Source organism: Halostagnicola larsenii XH-48, assembly GCF_000517625.1.
GTDB lineage: Archaea > Halobacteriota > Halobacteria > Halobacteriales > Natrialbaceae > Halostagnicola > Halostagnicola larsenii.
In genome coordinates, this window is sequence record NZ_CP007055.1 from 1,391,123 (window position 1) to 1,408,093 (window position 16,971).

A 16,971-nucleotide genomic window follows, 5' to 3' on the forward strand; every position below is an offset into this window, starting at 1 on the left:
TTATTGATTGGAGCGATCGTCCGGCACCTGCTGATCCGGCCGCTCAGTCGCCCGTCGCAACAATCCGAGAAACGTGTTGACCTCACCTTCCGTCGGATCCGCTCTGCCGTACACGCGGCGGATCATTCGCATCGTCTTCTCGCGTTTCTCTTCGGGATGATTGAGTTCTACGAGTAGATCCCCCCACTGCTCGTAGAGTCGCTCGAGCAGCGGTTCCGGCGCGCGAACGCGCGTTTTGTCCGGGAGTTGCGTGTCGCCGTCCTCGAGTGCGAGTGAACGAAGTTCATAGAGCGTGATCGTCGCCGCCTGTCCGAGATTGAGTGCGGGATACTCCGCGCTCGCGGGGATCGAACAGATTTCGTCGATCCGGCTCAGTTCCTCGTTCGTGAGGCCGACGCGTTCGCGGCCGAAAACCAGTACTGTGGGAGCGGCGACGGCGGGCAATCGCTCGGCGAGTTCGGCGGGCGTCGAGTACGGAAATCGAACGTGGTGCTGGTCGTCCTCGTTCGTGACGGCCGTACACCCGATCGTGTGGTAGTTTTCGACGAGTTCGTCGAACGAAAGCTCCGTCGCGTCAGGCAGGATATCGTCTCGAGCGTGGCCAGCGAAGCCGTAGGCTTCCCCGTCCGGATCGAGTTCCGGCGGATCGACCAGGAGTAAATCCTCGAAGCCGAAGTTCTTCATCGCTCGAGCGATGGTGCCCACGTTTCCCGGGGTCGTCGCGTCGACGACGGCCACGGCAGGCGGATCGCTTGGGTCCATGTACTCGGCTATTCGTGAGCAGGGAAAAGAAGTCTGTTCGGAAAGCGATGGTTCGAGCGGCGGATACGGAGGGACGAAAATGGATTGATGGGTGAAAGTATGCGATTGACCGTGTATACGATTGGCTGGGGGTGTGCTGTTGATTTGGGTTGCTCGTAAGTGATACCCATTGCCGTGATTCCTTGTATTTCTCGTGTTCTCTAGTCCTAGCTAGTCTAGTTAGTATAACTAGTGCATGAATGAGTGTGATTTATGAATGACATTCTGTCTGAATATATTGACTGAATATCCTGACTGGTGTAATAACTAGACTAAGATGGTTTGTACAGGGTATGAGTCGGTTTTGAACGGTGATTTGCGATTAGTCGGAGTTATTTTGGCTCCTACGGGCAATTTCTCATCCGTGATATCGATTAACAATGAGGGGGGAGACACCACCTTCGCGTTTGTAACGGCGTATGTGGGTGGGGGTTCTGTGTTGGAACACACCTCCGTCGCGGATGTAATCCCGTCCGCAAAATGATGGGAAGTGCTAAATTCGACGATATTCTCTCACCCCACCCCCTCTTTCGGCGTTACAAACGCGACGGGGGTGTGTGTCCCCCAACATCACGCACCACCATATCAGCCTTCGATCGAGCAGAGGTCTCGATGGACCGAACGACGTTTCTCACCGGCTGTCAATGCTGGCTCTCACTGGCTGTCAGTGTTGCCCTCCACTGGCTGTCGGGGTGCTGGCTCTCACCGGTTGTCTGTCGCGTCCGTTGGTTGTTTCACTCGTTCTCGAGCCAGTTTGGCTCGACAGAACGGACTGGAGCAATCGAGTTACCTGCTCGAATCGATTCGACCACGGGACCTGCTCGCTCGAGGACCTATCCACTCGAGGACTTGCTCATTCGAGCCTGTTCGAGTACCGATTTGAGTCCGTCTGAATCCGACAACTTCGAGCCCCTCCCCGCCCATTCCTCAACGCACTTACACTCGCGACACTGGTGGGGGGTCAGACGCAGGCACACTCATAGAAACGCGAGAGCAGCACTTCCCACGAAAGTCCACAATAATCGCTCTTCAGGCCCCAACAAAGGGACATATATAACATTTACACACGCGAGGCAACCCTATGGGTTTATCATAATCCAATTAGTATCCCACGCGTATTGGAATGTCCTCCAACGATGACCGGGACCCGCTCTTTCGCTACGACGATCCGATCTTCGCCGACGAGCGGTTGCTCGAGATAACGCATCTCCCAGGGCCAGACAGGATCGTCGGTCGAGACGAGCAGATGCAGCGGGTCGCTGATGCACTCAACCCTGCAGTGTTCGGGAGCGAGCCGAATCACCTGTTTATCTTCGGGAAAACTGGAACCGGCAAATCCCTCATCTCGCGGTCGGTTACTCAGCGGGTGATCACGGAAGCCGGACGCGACGACGTGACGGTCAAGTACGCCTTCATCGACTGCGGCGAGCAAAACACCGAAGCGTCGGTCGTCAAAACGATCGCACAGATCGTCAACGAACCCGAAAACAGCGGTGTCACGGTGCCTGATCGAGGGCTCGGGACCGGCGACTACTACAAGCGACTCTGGCAAACGATCGATCACTGCACCGACGTAACGATCGTCATCCTCGACGAGATCGACATGCTTGAGGACGACGAAATCCTTCGCAAACTCTCTCGCGCCGGCGAGAACCGACGGATCTCGGATGCATCCATCGGCATTATCGGTATCTCGAACAAGATCGACTTTCCGGACCACCTCTCCGAACGGGTCAAATCGAGTCTCTCTCGAGACGAACTCGTCTTCTCTCCGTACGATGCGAATCAACTGGTCGAAATCCTCGAGAAACGCCAAGATGCCTTCCACGATAGCGTGCTCGAAGACGACGTGATTCCGTTGACTTCGGCGCTCGCGGCACAGGAACACGGTGACGCACGGAAGGCGATCGATATTCTCCGAAACGCGGGTCGGCTCGCGAAGAAACAAAACGACGCACGCGTTACCGCCGAAAACGTCCGCGAAGCGAAAGAAAAGACCGAGGCCGATCGGTTCAACGAACTGATCGAAGGATCGCCACAGCAGGCGAAAGCAATCTTGTATGCGCTCACGGTGTTGACCCAGAACAGTTCCGAAAAGGAGTTCCCGACGAAAATTATCTACAATCAGTACAAAGAACTCGCGAGACGGCTGGACTTCGACATCCTCTCGGAACGCCGCGTTCAGGAGATTCTCCAGGAGCAGAACTTCCTCAACGTGATCCAGTCCGAACGGACGGGGCGAGGACGCGGGCGCGGCGCTCACGCGAAACACAGGTTGCTCGAGAACCCGTCGATCGTCGAGAAGGTGCTGTTGCGCGATTCCCGACTCGCGTTGCTCGAAGAGGGGGCCGACACGGAGACGCAGCAGACTCGACCCGGCCGATAGACCGCTGTCACCAGCATGGATCCGCCGTACTACTATCTCGACAATATTCGCTAGTTCCCACCACGGCGCTTCGAAGCCATCTCCCGACTAACCGAGCTATCCGACCGCAACCGCGATACCTTTTTGTCTTCCGTTCTCACTGGGGGTATGAACAGCGTCGACGCCGCTGGGCTGGGTATCGGCGACGAGTACCCGGCACGGATTATGGGCGTCCTGAACGTCAGCGAGGAATCGCCCTACGATCCGAGCGTGTACGACGATCCCGTCGACGCGGCCGCGTACGTCGACGAGGCGTTGATCGGCGAAGGGGCTGACATCGTCGATATCGGCCTCGAGTCGGCGAACAAGCGGTTCGAAGTCCTCACAGCCGAAGAGGAACTCGAGCGACTCCACGTCGCGCTCGAGACGATCGATCACGTCTCCGGGGACGCGGTGTTTTCGATCGAAACGCGCTATGCCACCGTCGCGGACGAAGCCCTCTCTCGAGGCTTCGATATGGTCAACGACATCTGTGGCTTCGCCGATCCGAAGATGCCGACCGTCTGTCGGGACCACGACGCCGCCGTCGTGAAGATGGCCAGTCCACCCGATCTCGAGCGGCCGGGAGCGGTCGAGGAAACCGACTGGGCGAGTCGACGGTCTAGCGAGTGGGCAGACGCTGCAGACTACGTCGATATGGTCTACGAAGCGCTCAAACAGAACGGATTCACCGAGAAGACCATCGTCGATCCGGCCTTCGGCGGTTGGAGTGAAGCCAAGACGACCGAGCACGACCGCGAGACGTTTCGACGGTTGTCGGACTTTCGTGCGCTGGATCGGCCGATGTTGATCTCGATCAATCGAAAAAACTTCCTCGGCGAGATCGCAGACCGCGGAACCGACGACCGACTCCCGGCAAGTCTCGCGGCGACCTCGATGGCGATCGAACGCGGAGCACACATCGTTCGTACCCACGACGTCGCCGAGACTCGCGATGCCGCCCGTATCGGCTCAGTGTTCGCCGAACAACCGTCACAGGCTTGAGGGCACCTGCAACGACCCACTTGGCCCTGCACCGACTCACTTAGCACCAACAACAGCCCACTTACGACCAGTTCGCTTCGATCATCGGAATCGACCGGCACACCGAGAACGACACCAGCGCTACCAACCGACTGCAGGTGGTCGAATCGGCCCGTGCCGTCTGTGGCTTCCGACCGTCTCCTCGAATACGAGTTATCGAAAATACCAGAGCCAATTTCCCGACGTTCAAGCGTTCTATGCGATGAAAACGACATTATTACTGCGTGCTGGACGGATCACGGATGGGTCCTTCGGTAAGAGAAAGCTTATGCCGGAGGATTCGAAAGAAGGGAGTGGACGCCGGGCGGCCTCCCGGGTAGGGGTACTTTGGAGGCGACCCCCGGCCCACAACACGGAATTATTGTGGTCCTACATTCCGAAGTGACAACTATCCTCGGCAGAAACGGAGTGATAGAAAGCTCACAGCACGTACGCCGAGCAATCAGTTTATGGAGTACCACGAATTCGAACCCGTTTACGAGGCCATTTTGGTGGATTTCGGCTTCGACCGAGCGGCCGACGAACGCGCACGCGATATCCTCGCGAAACTGACCGAGCCGTTCGATCTCGAGCGACTCCGTGCGACTCGGGGGTCAACCGTCGCGATCGCGGGGGCGGGACCGTCCCTCGAGACGCGAGACTCGCTCGAGCGCGCTCGAGGGTGCGACGTCGTCTTCGGGGCGTCGACCGCGGTCGATACGCTCGAAGCGCACGATATCCCGGTCGATTGCATGGTGACGGATCTCGATAAGAATCCGGAGACGGTCGTTCGGTTGACCGAGCGAGGCACGCCCGTAGCGGTACACGCACACGGGGACAACATCGGAGCGGTTCGGGATGTCGTCCCGCGATGTCGCCTCGAGTACGTGTTGCCGACGACGCAGGCTGCCCCGGCCGGTCCCGTTCGGAATCCGGGCGGCTTTACTGACGGTGATCGAGCGGCGTTTCTCGCGGACGCACTCGGTGCCGGTCGGCTCGTTTTCGTCGGTTGGGACTTCGAAGACACCTCCGTCGACTCGATGAAAGCCAAAAAGCTCCGGTGGGCGCGGCGACTCCTGTACTTACTCGAGACGCGGCGTAACGAGCGGTTCTCCGTTCTCGACGGCCATCGCGAGTCGATCGACACCAGCGCGCTCTCGCTCGAGTAAATCGTTTCACGACGGTCCGCATCGTCGTCTCCGAGAAGCGACGCGGAAAGCAGCGGGCGATCAGAAGAGCGCGTCGATCTCGCCGCCGGTGTCCATGAGCGACGAGAACTGCTCGTGACTCTGGGCCTGAACGTCCGCGGTTCGGTGTTTGGCGTCGATCGCGACCTGCTGTAGCGTCTCGATTCGAGGAACTGATGTCACGCCGCTCAAGAGGACGATCGATCCGACCTCGCGTTCCCCGACCAGCGGGTAATCGCCGCCGCGGATCTCCATACTCCCCGTTTCTTCCTCGAGCCACTTGCGTCCGCGTTCGACGCCCTTTCTGTTGAGATACGCCGGCGGTCCAGTCGCGACTGCGAGCCCGCGTTCAGCACTCGAGATGTCACAGGGAAGCGTGAGTCGACCGAGCGCTGCCTTTCGGATCAGGCTCGTCATCCGGTTGGTTGCGGACAGTTCGTCGGTCGAGTGCCCATCGCGGAATTTAGAGAGGAGCCCGTCAGTAGGGTTTTCGACGGTTTCTCGAGCGTACCCGACCGTCGAAATGCCGCCGCCGGAGAGCGTGTTGATGATCTCCGAGGAGTCGACGACGCTCTCGGCGACGTGGTCTCCCTCTGTGACCTCGCCGGCCGCGAACAGGAGCCCGAACCGTTCTGCGATTTCGCGGTTTATCTGCCCGTAGCCGCCGCGTACCGATTCGCCAGTCTGTCGCCAGGCGTCGTTGTCGAAGACGAGTAGGTTATCGACTTCGTGGACGAACGTCTGGAACGATCGGGCTGCGTTGAGCGTGTAAATGCCACCCTCGTCCGTTGCTGGGAGAATCCCGAGTCCGTACACGGGTTCCGAGTAGATGCGCTTGAGGTGTTTTGCGAGGACGGGTGCGCCGCCCGAACCGGTTCCGCCGCCCATTCCGGCGACGACCAGGAAGGCGTCGATTTCGTGGACTGGAACGCAATCGACGGCACCCTGTATCTCGTCGATGTCCTCTTCGGTCACCGTCGCTCCGAGTTCGTTGTCAGCGCCGACGCCGTGTCCTTTCACCCGCGTCTGCCCGATGAGTACTCGGTTCTCCGTTGGTATCTGCTCGAGCCCTTGCAGATCGGCCGTCGCGGAGTTGACCGCGATCGCCGATTCGACGAAGCTCCCGTCGATCGTACGCTCGTACGCCAGGAACTCGTCGACAACTTTCCCGCCTGCCTGGCCGAAGCCGATGAGTGCGAGTTTCATAGCTTGCGATGTGGCCGTTCTCCGGGATCGATCGGCGGGGTCCCGCCGAAACGGGAACGGGTTCCACGTTCATCACGTCCGGAATAGTGAGTATTGTTATGGGTCGCATACGATCGATAAAAACACAATCAGGCATTCAATACTATCATCGATTCGTGAACGAACGCGTCGAACAGCGGTTGACGAAGTGGGGGTGAGAAGTCGAATACACCCGAAAATAACCAGCAAACTTATTGCTTGTCAAGAGTTAGCATTGGTTATGGTCTATCCAACAGACACTTCCACGGCCGGTCGGCAGCTCCCCCCGAGCCAAGCCATCATCGAAGCCGTCGCAAGTGCCGAAGGTGTCGATGTTGTGGATCTCAGGCCGCCCGCGTACGAACCGCTGTATTCTGCAATCGATCCCGAAGCGCTCGACTTCCTGTTTGATCACCCGGACGAATCGAGCCGGTCCGGTATTCGAGTTTCCTTCACGTACGAGGGATACGATATCGTCGTGTACGACGGCGGCCGGGTCGACGTTTCGGAGGTGAGTTCCTCCACCGGGGCGGTCAATTCAGTCGATAACTGATACTCAAGCTCCGGGCCGGACGGACCATTCGGTCTCGAGTGCGCCGTCGGTAGCTACTCGGGACAACCGTGTCTCCCCTTCGAGTCAGCTCCAGTATGCGTCTCCGGGTTTCGTATCGAAGCGAACCCGCTCGAGAAACTCGATCGCCTTCTCGAGACCCTCGCGCGAACTGGTGAGCGAATCTTCGTGTTCGATGCTCAGAACGCCGTCGTAGCCGACCATGCGTAACGTCGAAACGATGTCTTTCCAGTGGCGCTCGTCGTGTCCATAGCCGACGGACCGAAACAGCCACGACCGATTCGGTTCGTCGTCGTACGGCGTCGTATCGAGAACGCCCTTCTCTCGGGTCTGCGATTCGTAGATTCTGGTATCTTTGGCGTGGACGTGGTTGATCGCCCCGTGATCGCCGAGCAGTCGGATCGCGTCCATGATGGAGATTCCCTGCCAGTAGAGGTGTGACGGATCGAAGTTGGCCCCGACCCGGTCGTTGGTCGCTTCGCGCAATCGGAGTAGTCCGTGGGGTTCGTACACCAGCATGTTCGGGTGCATTTCGATTCCGACGTCGACTCCGTGGTCCGCGGCGAACTCAGCGAGGTCTGCCCAGAACTCGAGGGCGAGATCCCACTGGTATTCGAGCGCGTCGGCGTGTTCGGACGGCCACGGCGCCGTAATCCAGTTCGGTACCTCGTCGTCCGGGCCGCCGGCGGGCAGCCCCGAAAAGCAGGTCACCGTGGACACCTCGAGCTGGTCGGCAAGCTGAATCGCCTCTCGAAGCTCCCTCGATGCCGTCTCCGCTCGATGTTCGTTCGGGTGGAGCGGATTGTTGTGAACGGCGAGCGCGCTGATTCGGACTTCGTACGTCTCGAGGACGTCTTCGAGGTCGGCCTGCGCGTCGTCGTCGTCTAAGAAATCGGCACGTGCCAGGTGATCCTGTCCCGGAAATCCGCCGGCGCCGGGTTCAATCGCGGTAACGCCCTGTTCGTTGCAGTACGCGAGTGCACCCTCGAGAGATTCGTTCGCCAGCGGCGGGGTGTGCAGACCGATCTCCATAGGGTTCGTTTGACGCCAGCGGCGATATAAGACGGGGGCTTGTCAACGCCCCAATCAGTAACCCACGGAATCAGTAACCCACGGACCACGACCGATGGTCCGTAGAAATCCTTCGATTGCGGGAACGAGTGACCACCCAGCGTCAACTCGAGAACGAAATCGTGCTCCCGTCGTCGCTCGATCGATAGATCGCGTCGATAATCCGTTGGACGTCGAGTGCCTGCTCGACGCTGTTCTCGAGGTCGATATCGGTACCGATCGCGTCGAAAAACGCGGCCTGTTCGTCGCTGTGGGTATCGTTCTGTCGGGTCGTTATCGACGTATCTTCGAGGTGATCCGGACCGGTTTTACTGGCCGAGTGCACGCTCAAGTCGTTCTCGAGAAGATCGAACCTCGCGGCTGCGTCGGTGCCGCGAACGACGAACTCGTGGCTTTCGGGGCGATTGGTCGCCCAGGCTACCTCGAGCGAAATCGTCTGATTTTGTTCACAGCGCACGAAAGCGCTCGCGGAGTCGTCGACGTCGAACTCGCTCGGCCCGGAGTCGGTTCCCCACATATCGAGATAGGCGTATTCGTCTCGAGAGCCGAACTCGCCGCGTGTCACACCGGTTACTTCCTCGACCTGTGGGTACCCGAGCAGATAGAGCGACAGATCGACCGCGTGCACGCCGAGGTCGATGAGCGCGCCGCCGCCGGCGATCGCTCGCCGGGTGAACCACGAACCGCGTCCGGGGATCCCCCGTCTACGAACGTAGTTGGCCTCGAGGTGCTGGACGGTTCCCAGTTCTCCTCGTTCGATCCGATTTTTAACGATCTGAACCGTGTTTGCGAAGCGATTGTTGAATCCGACCATCGTGACCCCGGACGACTCCGTGGCCGCCTCGGCGATCCGCTCTGCGCTCTCGAGCGTGTGGGCGAGTGGCTTCTCGAGCAGGACGTGAAGGTCGTCTTCGAAGGCTGCAACGGCGTACTGCTCGTGAAACTTGTTCGGCGTCGTGATGATAATCGCCTCGGCAACGTCGTATAGCTCTTCGTAGTCCTCGTACACGTCGACGTCGTACCGCCGCCCGAACCGTTTTCGCGCCTCTGGGGCGACGTCCATCCCCCCGACCAACGGGATGCCGAGCTCGAGCAGCCGCTCGGCGTGGTACTGACCGATGTTTCCGAGGCCCACGATTCCGGTTTTGATATCGGTTCGGTCGAGAGTCATAGGTTCTGATTAGCCCTGCTAGTCCGGGTTGTGCGACGGCAGTGGCTGTCCGACGGTCGAAGGTAGTGACTCGGTCGTCTTTGGTCCATCGGCGATTTGCAGCGAGCGAGGGAGCGGGCGCTTTCGCCTCGAACGGCCGATCACGAGGGGAGGTCGTTTCAATCGTCTGCCTCGGTCATCGTCGCTCCGTCGTCCGCTCCGCCGCGTTCTGCGATCCCGTGGGTGAGCGCCGTTCCCGTTTCCGTATCGAACAGGTGAACCTTCGTGCCGTCGAAGACGACATCGGCCTGCTGGTCGTCGGTGATCTGGGTATCGGACGTGACGCTCATCAGTAGCTGATCCGGTGAGGAGGCAGCATCTCGATCCATCCCGCCCTCGGCGCCTTCCGAGAGCAACAGGTAGACGAACATCTCGTCACCCATCGGTTCGATGACGTCCGTTCGGGTCGAGATCGGCTGTGTCGACTGGGTAACTGTCTCTGACTTCGTCGCGAGGTGGATGTCCTCGGGTCGAATCCCGAGCGTAACGGACCGTCCGATGGACGTGTCGGGAACGCGAGATGGGTCGAACGCGACGTGAAAGTTCGGCGTCTCGAGCCCATCCTCGACGAGTTCTCCCTCGATGAAATTCATCGACGGCGAGCCGATGAAGCCGGCGACGAACAGGTTGTCCGGCTCGTTGTAACAGACCAGCGGCGGATCGATCTGCTGGAGTCTCCCGGCGTCTAAGACGGCGATGCGGTCTGCCATCGTCATCGCCTCGGCTTGATCGTGCGTGACGTAGATGACCGTCGTCTGTAGCTCCCGATGGAGCCGCTGGAGTTCGGTCCGCATGTGGACGCGCAGTTTCGCGTCGAGATTCGCGAGGGGTTCGTCCATCAGGAACACGCCCGGATTTCTGACGATCGCGCGGGCGATCGCCACCCGCTGGCGCTGTCCGCCCGATAGCTCGTCGGGCATCCGCTCTAACATCCCCTCTAGCTGGACGATGTCGGCGGCCTGAGAGACGCGCCGTTCGATCTCGTCGTCGTCGTAGGTTCGCAGCCGAAGCCCGAACGAGATGTTTTCGAAGACGTCCAGGTGGGGAAACAGCGCGATGTTCTGAAAGACCATCGCGACGCCCCTGTCTTTCGGCGCGAGATTCGTGACCTCGCGCTCGCCGATGTAGATGGTGCCGTCGGTCGGCTTCGTCAGCCCGGCGACGGTCTCCATCGTCGTCGATTTCCCGCAGCCAGAGGGCCCGACGAGACAGAGGAATTCTCCGTCCTCGATGTCGAGTGAGATATCGTCCACTGCGGTGATGTCTTCGTAGCGTTTCGTGACGTGTTCGAGTCGTACTCGTGCCATGGTAGTCTCTTATTCTTTGAGCGCGCCCGCGGTGAGTCCGCTGACGATCCGTTCTTGGGCCACGATCACCAGGATCGCGACGGGAATGACCCCGATGATACTGGACGCGGCCATGAGGTGATACATCACTTCGTACTGGCCCTGATACCCGAGGATTCCCTCGAGGATCGGGGCCCAGTTCTGGGGCTGGCCGTCGGTCATCAGAAACGAGAAGAAGAACTCGTTGTAGACGGCGATGAAGGTCAACACGCCGGCGGTCGCGACGCCGGGTGCCGACAACGGGATGATGACCCGGAACAACGCGCCCAGTCGGGTGGTTCCTTCGACCCGTGCGGCGTCCTCGAGACCGTCGGGTATCTGTGAGTAAAACGTCGTCAGGATGAAAATGGCCAGCGGCATAAAGATCGCCGACAGCGGCAGCACCATCGCGCCGGGCGTGTTGTACAGCGTTCCGTTGCCCGTAATCGGCTCAAGTATCCCGACGGGCGTGTTGAACAAATCGTTCAACGGGATGAAAAACGCCGCTGGCGGGAAAAACGAAATGACCAACACGAGCAACAACAGGGGTAGCTTCCCGGGGAACTCGAGCCGTCCGAAGGCGTAGCCCGCGAGACTCGCGATGACGAGCACGACGATGGTCGACGCCGTCGCGATGACGAAGCTATTGAACATGTATCGGTGGAACGGAATAACCTGAAAAACCTCCACGAACGCGCCGGGATTGAACCCGTTCGGCGTGAGGAAAATATCCTGTTGACGCCCCTCCGGCGTCAACGCTACCATCAGGAGCCAGTAGAACGGAAACAGCGTCGTCAACAGAAAGAATATCGTCGCGACGTAGAACATCGACCTGTACACGCGTCCGGGGTTCGAAATCGAATCGGCGACCCACCGCTGAAAGGGCCCTCGGCGTAAGGGTTCGTCCTCGGACCCGCCGACGGTCGTTTTGCTGTCTTCCGTCTCGCGGTTAGCCGTCCCGCCGTCGGCCACCTTGACGTTACCCGGTCCACCGTCGGCCGCTCGAGTCGCCGGATGACCGTTTTCGACGCCCGTACGATCTTCCGGATCGGCGTCGGTGCTGGCCCCAGCGTCGAGTCCTTCGGGAGTCGATTCGTATTCGTCGTCGGAGGTGGTCGAATCATCGGTCATCAGTAAACACCACTCTCGGTATCTCGGAAGAAGAAGACGTACATCGCGATGATGAGCCCGATCACGAGCGCCGTCGTGAACGCGACGGCGGCGGCGGTCGCGTAGATTCGGGTCCCGCCGAACATCGCTTCGACGACGAGGCAGGTGAGCGACGGGACGGCCGTACAGCCCGCGGTCGACTCGATGAGCCCGTACACGCGCATGGCGTCCATCGTCCGGAACAACATCGCGACCAGCAACGCGGGCAACACCAGCGGGAGCGTGATCAGCTTGAACCGCTGCCACGGCGACGCCCCGGCGACTTCCGCGACGTCGTAGAGACTCCGATCGATGCTCTGGAGTCCGGCGAGGATGAGCAGCGCCATGAATGCGGACGATTTCCAGATATCAGCGATGAGGATGATCAGAAACGAGTCGCGGCTATTCGCCAGCGGATTGGCTCCGAATAGCCCGATCGACTGCATGAGATCGCTTCCGAAGCCGACCGTCGGCTGAAAGAGCAAGAAGAAGATCATCCCCTGGATCACGATCGGAACGGCCCACGGCAAGATGATCGCGACGCGAACCCACCGCCGACCGCGAAAGTCCTGGTCGAGGACGTACGCCTGCCCGAACCCGATTAGCGTCTCGAGGACGACGCTGACGACCGCAAACGCGAGCGTGACGAAAAGCGCCTGCTGTAAGAACGGGACGCCGAACTCGAGGAACGGGAACGAAGACGAGATCGAAACGTCGAGAAATTGCCGCGCAAGCCGCGCGTTTCCCGTGACAATGTCGACGTAGTTGTCGATTCCGACGAATCCGCCCAACGGCTCCGCGCCCCTGGTCTGGTCCGCCCGGAGCGACATCACGAACGTCCGTATGAGCGGATAGAACGCGATGAGCGCAAGCAACGCGAACGCCGGAAGCAAGAGCAGGTAGGCGTAGGCCGCCTCGCTCAATCCTTCCATCCAGTTGGTGATCGGGTTGCCGGTACGATCGTACTCGGACTCGCCGTCCTCGCCGATCAATACCTCTCCTTCGGTGTCAGTATCAGTCGCCATGCTGTTCCTCCACGCTCGCTTCGCTCGCCTCGAGGCGCTCTGCGAGGTCGGACATGGCGCCCTCCGGGGATTTCACGCCACGATAGGCGGCATTGACTTCTTGAAAGATCAACGCGGATTGTTCGGGCCAGAGATCGGTAACGGGTCGCGGAACGGCGTTTTCTCCGGCGATCCGTATCTGTTCTGTGTACCGGGCGATGGGACCGATCTCGTCGGCACTCGCGTCCTCGATCAACTCGAGAATCGGCGGCAGATAGCCCAGTTGCTGGAAGATAGTGAGCATGACGTCCTCGGCCGTGAACGCCTCCATGACTGCCGCGGCCTGCTCGATCCGTTCGGTGTTTGGATTGAGCGTCAGGTGCCAGCCGCCGAGGCCGGCGGCCGTTCCGCCGACGCCCTCGAACTCCGCTTCCTCCTCGCTGACCGCGTACGGCATCGACATCACGCCCAAATCTTCACCGAAGGCGTCTTCGGCACCTGTCTGGGCGACCGCGAACGGCCAGTTTCGATGCGCGACTGCGTCCCCGTTCGCGAACGGACTCAGAGACTGCTCTTCGGTCCACTGGACGATAGCCGACGGACAGATCTGTCGATAGCCCTCGAGGGCGTACTCGTCGTCGGAACCGTTGATGAACGTCCGCATCATCCGAATCGCGTCGAGTACGGGTTCCGATTCGACGGTAATCGGCCGATCTCCCGCGGTAAACAGGTTTTCGGTGCCACCGAAGTAGCCGCCTCCCCAGGTCGACATCTCCTCCGTGAACGTACAACAGGCGAGCCCTTCGTAGGCCGCAGCCTGCGTCGTAAATCCGAAATCCACGCCGCTTTCCTCGCGGGCGTCGGCGGTCGCTTCGGAGAACTCCTGCCACGTTGGCGGCTCCGTCGCCCACCCGTCCGTCTCGTATCCTACATCGTCGATGAGGTCCCGCCGATACAGCATCAATCCGAAATCCGGGAACAACGGGAGCGCGTGGAGCGTCCCATTTCTCGGATCACGCGCCGTCTCGAGCGTCGCCTCGAGATACTCGTCTTCGATTCGCGTGAGGACCTCAGCCGAGAGCACCTCCTCGAGAGGCGTCGTCTGCTCTCGTAAGATAAACGGGATCGTCCAGCCGCTATCCATCATAAAGATGTCCGGCGGTGATCGTCCCGCCTGGAGCGCAGACTGGTACGACTGCATCCGCTGGGCGGAATCGTCGACGCCCGCTTGGACCTCGACGGTGATGTCCTCGTCGAGGCCTGCATCCCAGAGCGCCTGTTGGACGGATGGGGTCTCCCCTTCGGTGTGCATGATGCTCTCGAAGTCCGTGTCTCCGGACATAACGATCGTCCCCGGTTCGCGCGCCTGCCCCAGACAGCCGGCGACGGCAACGCTAGTCGCGGCCGCGGAAACTGACGCCGCTGTGAGGAATCCCCGGCGGGATACTCCACGCCGGGTGCGTTCCCGGATCACCTTCGGGCCCATCTCTTCCAACTAGAGACCGTTCTCCCGTATAATCCTTCGCAGGCAACGATGTAATAAAAACGGACTGTCCAGGTTTACCACGCGTCTAACAGGTGCTTACAACGGGACTCGGACGCGACCGAGGGTGCGATTACTGGCACTGGTCAATTCTCACCCTCGGCGCTCGAAATCGCTCTAAATAGGCTATGGCGGCCAGTGTAAGCAACTCCGAAATCAAATTCGCTGGGTAAAACGATCATTGCGAACGGACGAGCACCGGTTCGCGCCGAAACCAGCTAGTCTTCCAGCGACGGCGGTTTGTGTCGCCCGATTCGAATCTCGTGGGCCTCGATATCCTCGAGCGCGGCCACGCGACCACCGATCGTGAGCTCTTCGTCCTCGGTCTCGAGAGTCAACGACGCGACCTCCTCGGAGACCTCGAAGGAGACATCGGTGACGAATCCCTGCACGACGCGCGAGCCGCCGACTGCGACGTCCCGGCCTTCGATTGTCGCGTAGAACTCGCCGCCCTCGTCGATCACGTCTTTCACGCAGCGACGGATCGAGGCGTATCGACGGGGGTAGGGGCGTCCCCTGCCGTTCTCGCCGAGGGTCTGCTCGGCGGTCGTCCAGAGGACGGTACCGAAGAACCCCGAGACCAAGAACCCGAGCGCAGACCGATTGAAGATGACGCCGTATCGATCCTGATCGTCCCGAAGGGCGTCCTGGGTCGCATAGATCGAATAGTTCCCGTCGGCGACGGCGACGACCGGCGTCGTGATTCCTCGTCGCGCACGCGCGGTCGTCGCGACCTCGAGATAGTCGAACTCGTCGGGCTCAGGTGCTTCCGAGGCGGGAGTAACGATCAGGTCGACGCTCACACCGGCGGCGACGGCCACCTTCAGTTCCTCCTCGAACCGCGTCAACAGATCCGGTGTTAACGAAAGCGCCAGTTCGTACTCGGCGGCGTCGATTACCTCCTCGAGATATCGGAGAATCGTCGATCGCGATTTGACGAGCGAGACGGCCTCCGTGTCTCGAGCGGGAGCCGTGTACCGAGAGCCGAGTTCGTCGATCATCTGCTCGAGAGAGCTCTGGACGTTCTCGAAGGCCTCTTCGGGATCGATCGCGACGACTTTCATCGGACGAGATTCCCGCAGTTCGACCAGTCCGCGATCGCTGAGGCTCCGGACCGTATCGTAGACTCGCGGCTGGGGAATATCCGTCCGGTCTGCGATCTCGCTTGCGGTAAGTTGGCCCTGCTCGAGGACCGTTAAATAGGCATCAATTTCGTACTCGCCGAGGTTAAACCGATCCCCGACGCGCTCGACGGTCGAGCGAAGCTCGTCCTGTGACATAGCTAACCGTATGCTCTCGAGCGGTAAATGATTTATTATGGATTGAGTAACACTCGTTTTCGAAATTCGGTTGTGAACCGCAGCAGGGTCAGAACGCTTAACCACCGCCGACTTGACTGTGTCTCCATGCTCGAGGAATCGCTACAGCTCGGCGAGCGTGCGGTGATCGAGGATTTCCTCGGCGTCTTTTCGGGCTGGGATTCGGAACGACTCGTCGATGCCGGGTTCGAGATCTTTCTGGCGTGTGTTATCTTCGTTATCGGTTGGTATCTCTCGAAACTGGCCGTGCGTCTCACGGGCCGAACTGTCGCTCGACAGATCGATCGACCGAGCGTCACTCGCACGATCCTCCGAGGCGTTCGCATCAGCGTCCTTTTGCTCACGTTGGCGCTCATCGCAACGATATTCGGGTTCGGCGGCGGCGAGATTTTCTTTTCGGTCGCCGTCATCTCCGCGATTATCGGTGTCGTTCTCGCCCCCCTGATCAGTAGTTTCATCAACGGCGTTTTCATCCTCTCCGATCGCCCCTTCGAGATCGGCGACATGATCGAAATCTCCGACGCCGGCCACAGAGGGTTCGTCGAAGACATCACCATCAGGTACACCAAGATATTCACGCTCGATAATACGTTTCTCGTGATCCCGAACTCCGAGATCCACCGCCGCGACGTTATCAATTACTCGGCAGAAGACGAACGAACGCGCGTCTCCGTCGCGTTCGACGTGACCTACGAAAGCGATCTCGATGCTGCCCGACGCCACGCACAGCGAGCAGCACGAAGCATCGACACCGTCATCTCGGGCGGCCCGGACATCCGAATCGGCAGTGCACGCTACGGCGCTGCACCGATCTGTGACATCCTCGAGTACGGCGACCACGGCGTGCGGTTGCAAGTTCGATTCTGGACCGAACACCCCTACAAGCAGACGATCGCCCGTTCGGACGTACAGGCCGAGATTCGACGGCGGTTCGCGAAAAACGACATCGAATTCGCGTACCCACACACCCACCACGTCTTCGACGAAACGAGCGGCGTCGCACGAGCGACCATCGAGGACGCCCACGTCCAGCAACGCGCGCCGAAAACCGAGGTACAACCCGAGACCAAGCCAGATTCGCCGGAATCGTAACGGACCGTTGGGGTTCTTTTATGGGCCAGGAGTCCGATTTCGACGGTA

The 16,971-nt window shown here is 60.0% G+C and carries 13 protein-coding genes and 1 pseudogene; 5 read left to right on the forward strand and 9 right to left on the reverse strand.

Going from position 1 to position 16,971, the window contains the following annotated elements; translation table 11 throughout:
* Positions 1-762, reverse strand: coding sequence for an RNA methyltransferase (locus HALLA_RS07125; protein ID WP_049952706.1), 762 nt, complete (start codon positions 760-762; stop codon positions 1-3).
* A gap of 1,162 nt (positions 763-1,924) precedes the next feature.
* Between HALLA_RS07125 and HALLA_RS07130 the strand changes: the two genes are divergently transcribed.
* The 3 genes and pseudogenes from HALLA_RS07130 to HALLA_RS07140 all read left to right on the forward strand — a co-directional run bounded on the left by HALLA_RS07130 (position 1,925) and on the right by HALLA_RS07140 (position 5,397).
* Positions 1,925-3,187, forward strand: a complete 1,263-nt coding sequence (locus HALLA_RS07130; RefSeq protein WP_049952707.1) for a Cdc6/Cdc18 family protein — start codon at positions 1,925-1,927, stop codon at positions 3,185-3,187.
* Between the two features lie 147 nt (positions 3,188-3,334).
* Positions 3,335-4,201: pseudogene (gene folP, locus HALLA_RS07135) on the forward strand (dihydropteroate synthase); the annotation flags it as partial.
* A 497-nt stretch (positions 4,202-4,698) separates the two neighbouring features.
* Entirely contained in the window at positions 4,699-5,397 is a 699-nt protein-coding gene (locus HALLA_RS07140; protein WP_049952708.1) for a 6-hydroxymethylpterin diphosphokinase MptE-like protein, read from the forward strand.
* Positions 5,398-5,457: 60 nt separating this feature from the next.
* On the opposite strand, the gene HALLA_RS07145 is transcribed toward HALLA_RS07140, so the two are convergent.
* Complete coding sequence (locus HALLA_RS07145; RefSeq protein ID WP_049952709.1) at positions 5,458-6,621, reverse strand: tubulin/FtsZ family protein; 1,164 nt, start codon at positions 6,619-6,621, stop codon at positions 5,458-5,460.
* A gap of 259 nt (positions 6,622-6,880) precedes the next feature.
* Here HALLA_RS07145 and HALLA_RS07150 point away from each other — a divergent pair, with 259 nt between their 5' ends.
* On the forward strand, positions 6,881-7,192 hold the full coding sequence (locus tag HALLA_RS07150) for a HalOD1 output domain-containing protein (protein WP_049952710.1): 312 nt from the start codon (positions 6,881-6,883) through the stop codon (positions 7,190-7,192).
* Between the two features lie 84 nt (positions 7,193-7,276).
* On the opposite strand, the gene HALLA_RS07155 is transcribed toward HALLA_RS07150, so the two are convergent.
* The 7 genes from HALLA_RS07155 to trmB all read right to left on the reverse strand — a co-directional run bounded on the left by HALLA_RS07155 (position 7,277) and on the right by trmB (position 15,792).
* Positions 7,277-8,242 carry a sugar phosphate isomerase/epimerase family protein gene (locus HALLA_RS07155; protein ID WP_049952711.1) on the reverse strand — a complete coding sequence of 322 codons (966 nt, stop codon included), beginning with the start codon at positions 8,240-8,242 and terminating at the stop codon, positions 7,277-7,279.
* 142 nt (positions 8,243-8,384) lie between these two features.
* Positions 8,385-9,452 carry a Gfo/Idh/MocA family protein gene (locus tag HALLA_RS07160; RefSeq protein ID WP_049952712.1) on the reverse strand — a complete coding sequence of 356 codons (1,068 nt, stop codon included), beginning with the start codon at positions 9,450-9,452 and terminating at the stop codon, positions 8,385-8,387.
* 158 nt (positions 9,453-9,610) lie between these two features.
* Positions 9,611-10,798 (reverse strand): ABC transporter ATP-binding protein, encoded by a 1,188-nt coding sequence (locus tag HALLA_RS07165; protein WP_049952713.1) that lies wholly within the window; start codon positions 10,796-10,798, stop codon positions 9,611-9,613.
* A gap of 9 nt (positions 10,799-10,807) precedes the next feature.
* On the reverse strand, positions 10,808-11,947 hold the full coding sequence (locus tag HALLA_RS07170; protein WP_049952714.1) for a carbohydrate ABC transporter permease: 1,140 nt from the start codon (positions 11,945-11,947) through the stop codon (positions 10,808-10,810).
* A complete protein-coding gene (locus tag HALLA_RS07175) occupies positions 11,947-12,990 on the reverse strand; it encodes a carbohydrate ABC transporter permease (protein ID WP_049952715.1) in 1,044 nt (347 codons plus the stop codon). The genes HALLA_RS07170 and HALLA_RS07175 overlap by 1 nt, the downstream gene beginning before the upstream one ends.
* On the reverse strand, positions 12,980-14,455 hold the full coding sequence (locus HALLA_RS07180; protein ID WP_049952716.1) for an extracellular solute-binding protein: 1,476 nt from the start codon (positions 14,453-14,455) through the stop codon (positions 12,980-12,982). The genes HALLA_RS07175 and HALLA_RS07180 overlap by 11 nt, the downstream gene beginning before the upstream one ends.
* A gap of 275 nt (positions 14,456-14,730) precedes the next feature.
* Positions 14,731-15,792 carry an HTH-type sugar sensing transcriptional regulator TrmB gene (gene trmB / locus HALLA_RS07185; protein WP_049952717.1) on the reverse strand — a complete coding sequence of 354 codons (1,062 nt, stop codon included), beginning with the start codon at positions 15,790-15,792 and terminating at the stop codon, positions 14,731-14,733.
* 126 nt (positions 15,793-15,918) lie between these two features.
* Between trmB and HALLA_RS07190 the strand changes: the two genes are divergently transcribed.
* Entirely contained in the window at positions 15,919-16,923 is a 1,005-nt protein-coding gene (locus tag HALLA_RS07190; protein WP_084568948.1) for a mechanosensitive ion channel family protein, read from the forward strand.
* The last annotated feature ends 48 nt before the right edge of the window (positions 16,924-16,971 follow it).

Excerpts from the sequence above, each read along its gene's own strand:
- HALLA_RS07125 (WP_049952706.1), bottom strand. The coding sequence starts at position 762 with ATGGACCCAAGCGATCCGCCTGCCGTGGCCGTCGTCGACGCGACGACC.
- HALLA_RS07130 (WP_049952707.1), top strand. The coding sequence starts at position 1,925 with ATGTCCTCCAACGATGACCGGGACCCGCTCTTTCGCTACGACGATCCG.
- HALLA_RS07140 (WP_049952708.1), top strand. The coding sequence starts at position 4,699 with ATGGAGTACCACGAATTCGAACCCGTTTACGAGGCCATTTTGGTGGAT.
- HALLA_RS07145 (WP_049952709.1), bottom strand. The coding sequence starts at position 6,621 with ATGAAACTCGCACTCATCGGCTTCGGCCAGGCAGGCGGGAAAGTTGTC.
- HALLA_RS07150 (WP_049952710.1), top strand. The coding sequence starts at position 6,881 with ATGGTCTATCCAACAGACACTTCCACGGCCGGTCGGCAGCTCCCCCCG.
- HALLA_RS07155 (WP_049952711.1), bottom strand. The coding sequence starts at position 8,242 with ATGGAGATCGGTCTGCACACCCCGCCGCTGGCGAACGAATCTCTCGAG.
- HALLA_RS07160 (WP_049952712.1), bottom strand. The coding sequence starts at position 9,452 with ATGACTCTCGACCGAACCGATATCAAAACCGGAATCGTGGGCCTCGGA.
- HALLA_RS07165 (WP_049952713.1), bottom strand. The coding sequence starts at position 10,798 with ATGGCACGAGTACGACTCGAACACGTCACGAAACGCTACGAAGACATC.
- HALLA_RS07170 (WP_049952714.1), bottom strand. The coding sequence starts at position 11,947 with ATGACCGATGATTCGACCACCTCCGACGACGAATACGAATCGACTCCC.
- HALLA_RS07175 (WP_049952715.1), bottom strand. The coding sequence starts at position 12,990 with ATGGCGACTGATACTGACACCGAAGGAGAGGTATTGATCGGCGAGGAC.
- HALLA_RS07180 (WP_049952716.1), bottom strand. The coding sequence starts at position 14,455 with ATGGGCCCGAAGGTGATCCGGGAACGCACCCGGCGTGGAGTATCCCGC.
- trmB (WP_049952717.1), bottom strand. The coding sequence starts at position 15,792 with ATGTCACAGGACGAGCTTCGCTCGACCGTCGAGCGCGTCGGGGATCGG.
- HALLA_RS07190 (WP_084568948.1), top strand. The coding sequence starts at position 15,919 with ATGCTCGAGGAATCGCTACAGCTCGGCGAGCGTGCGGTGATCGAGGAT.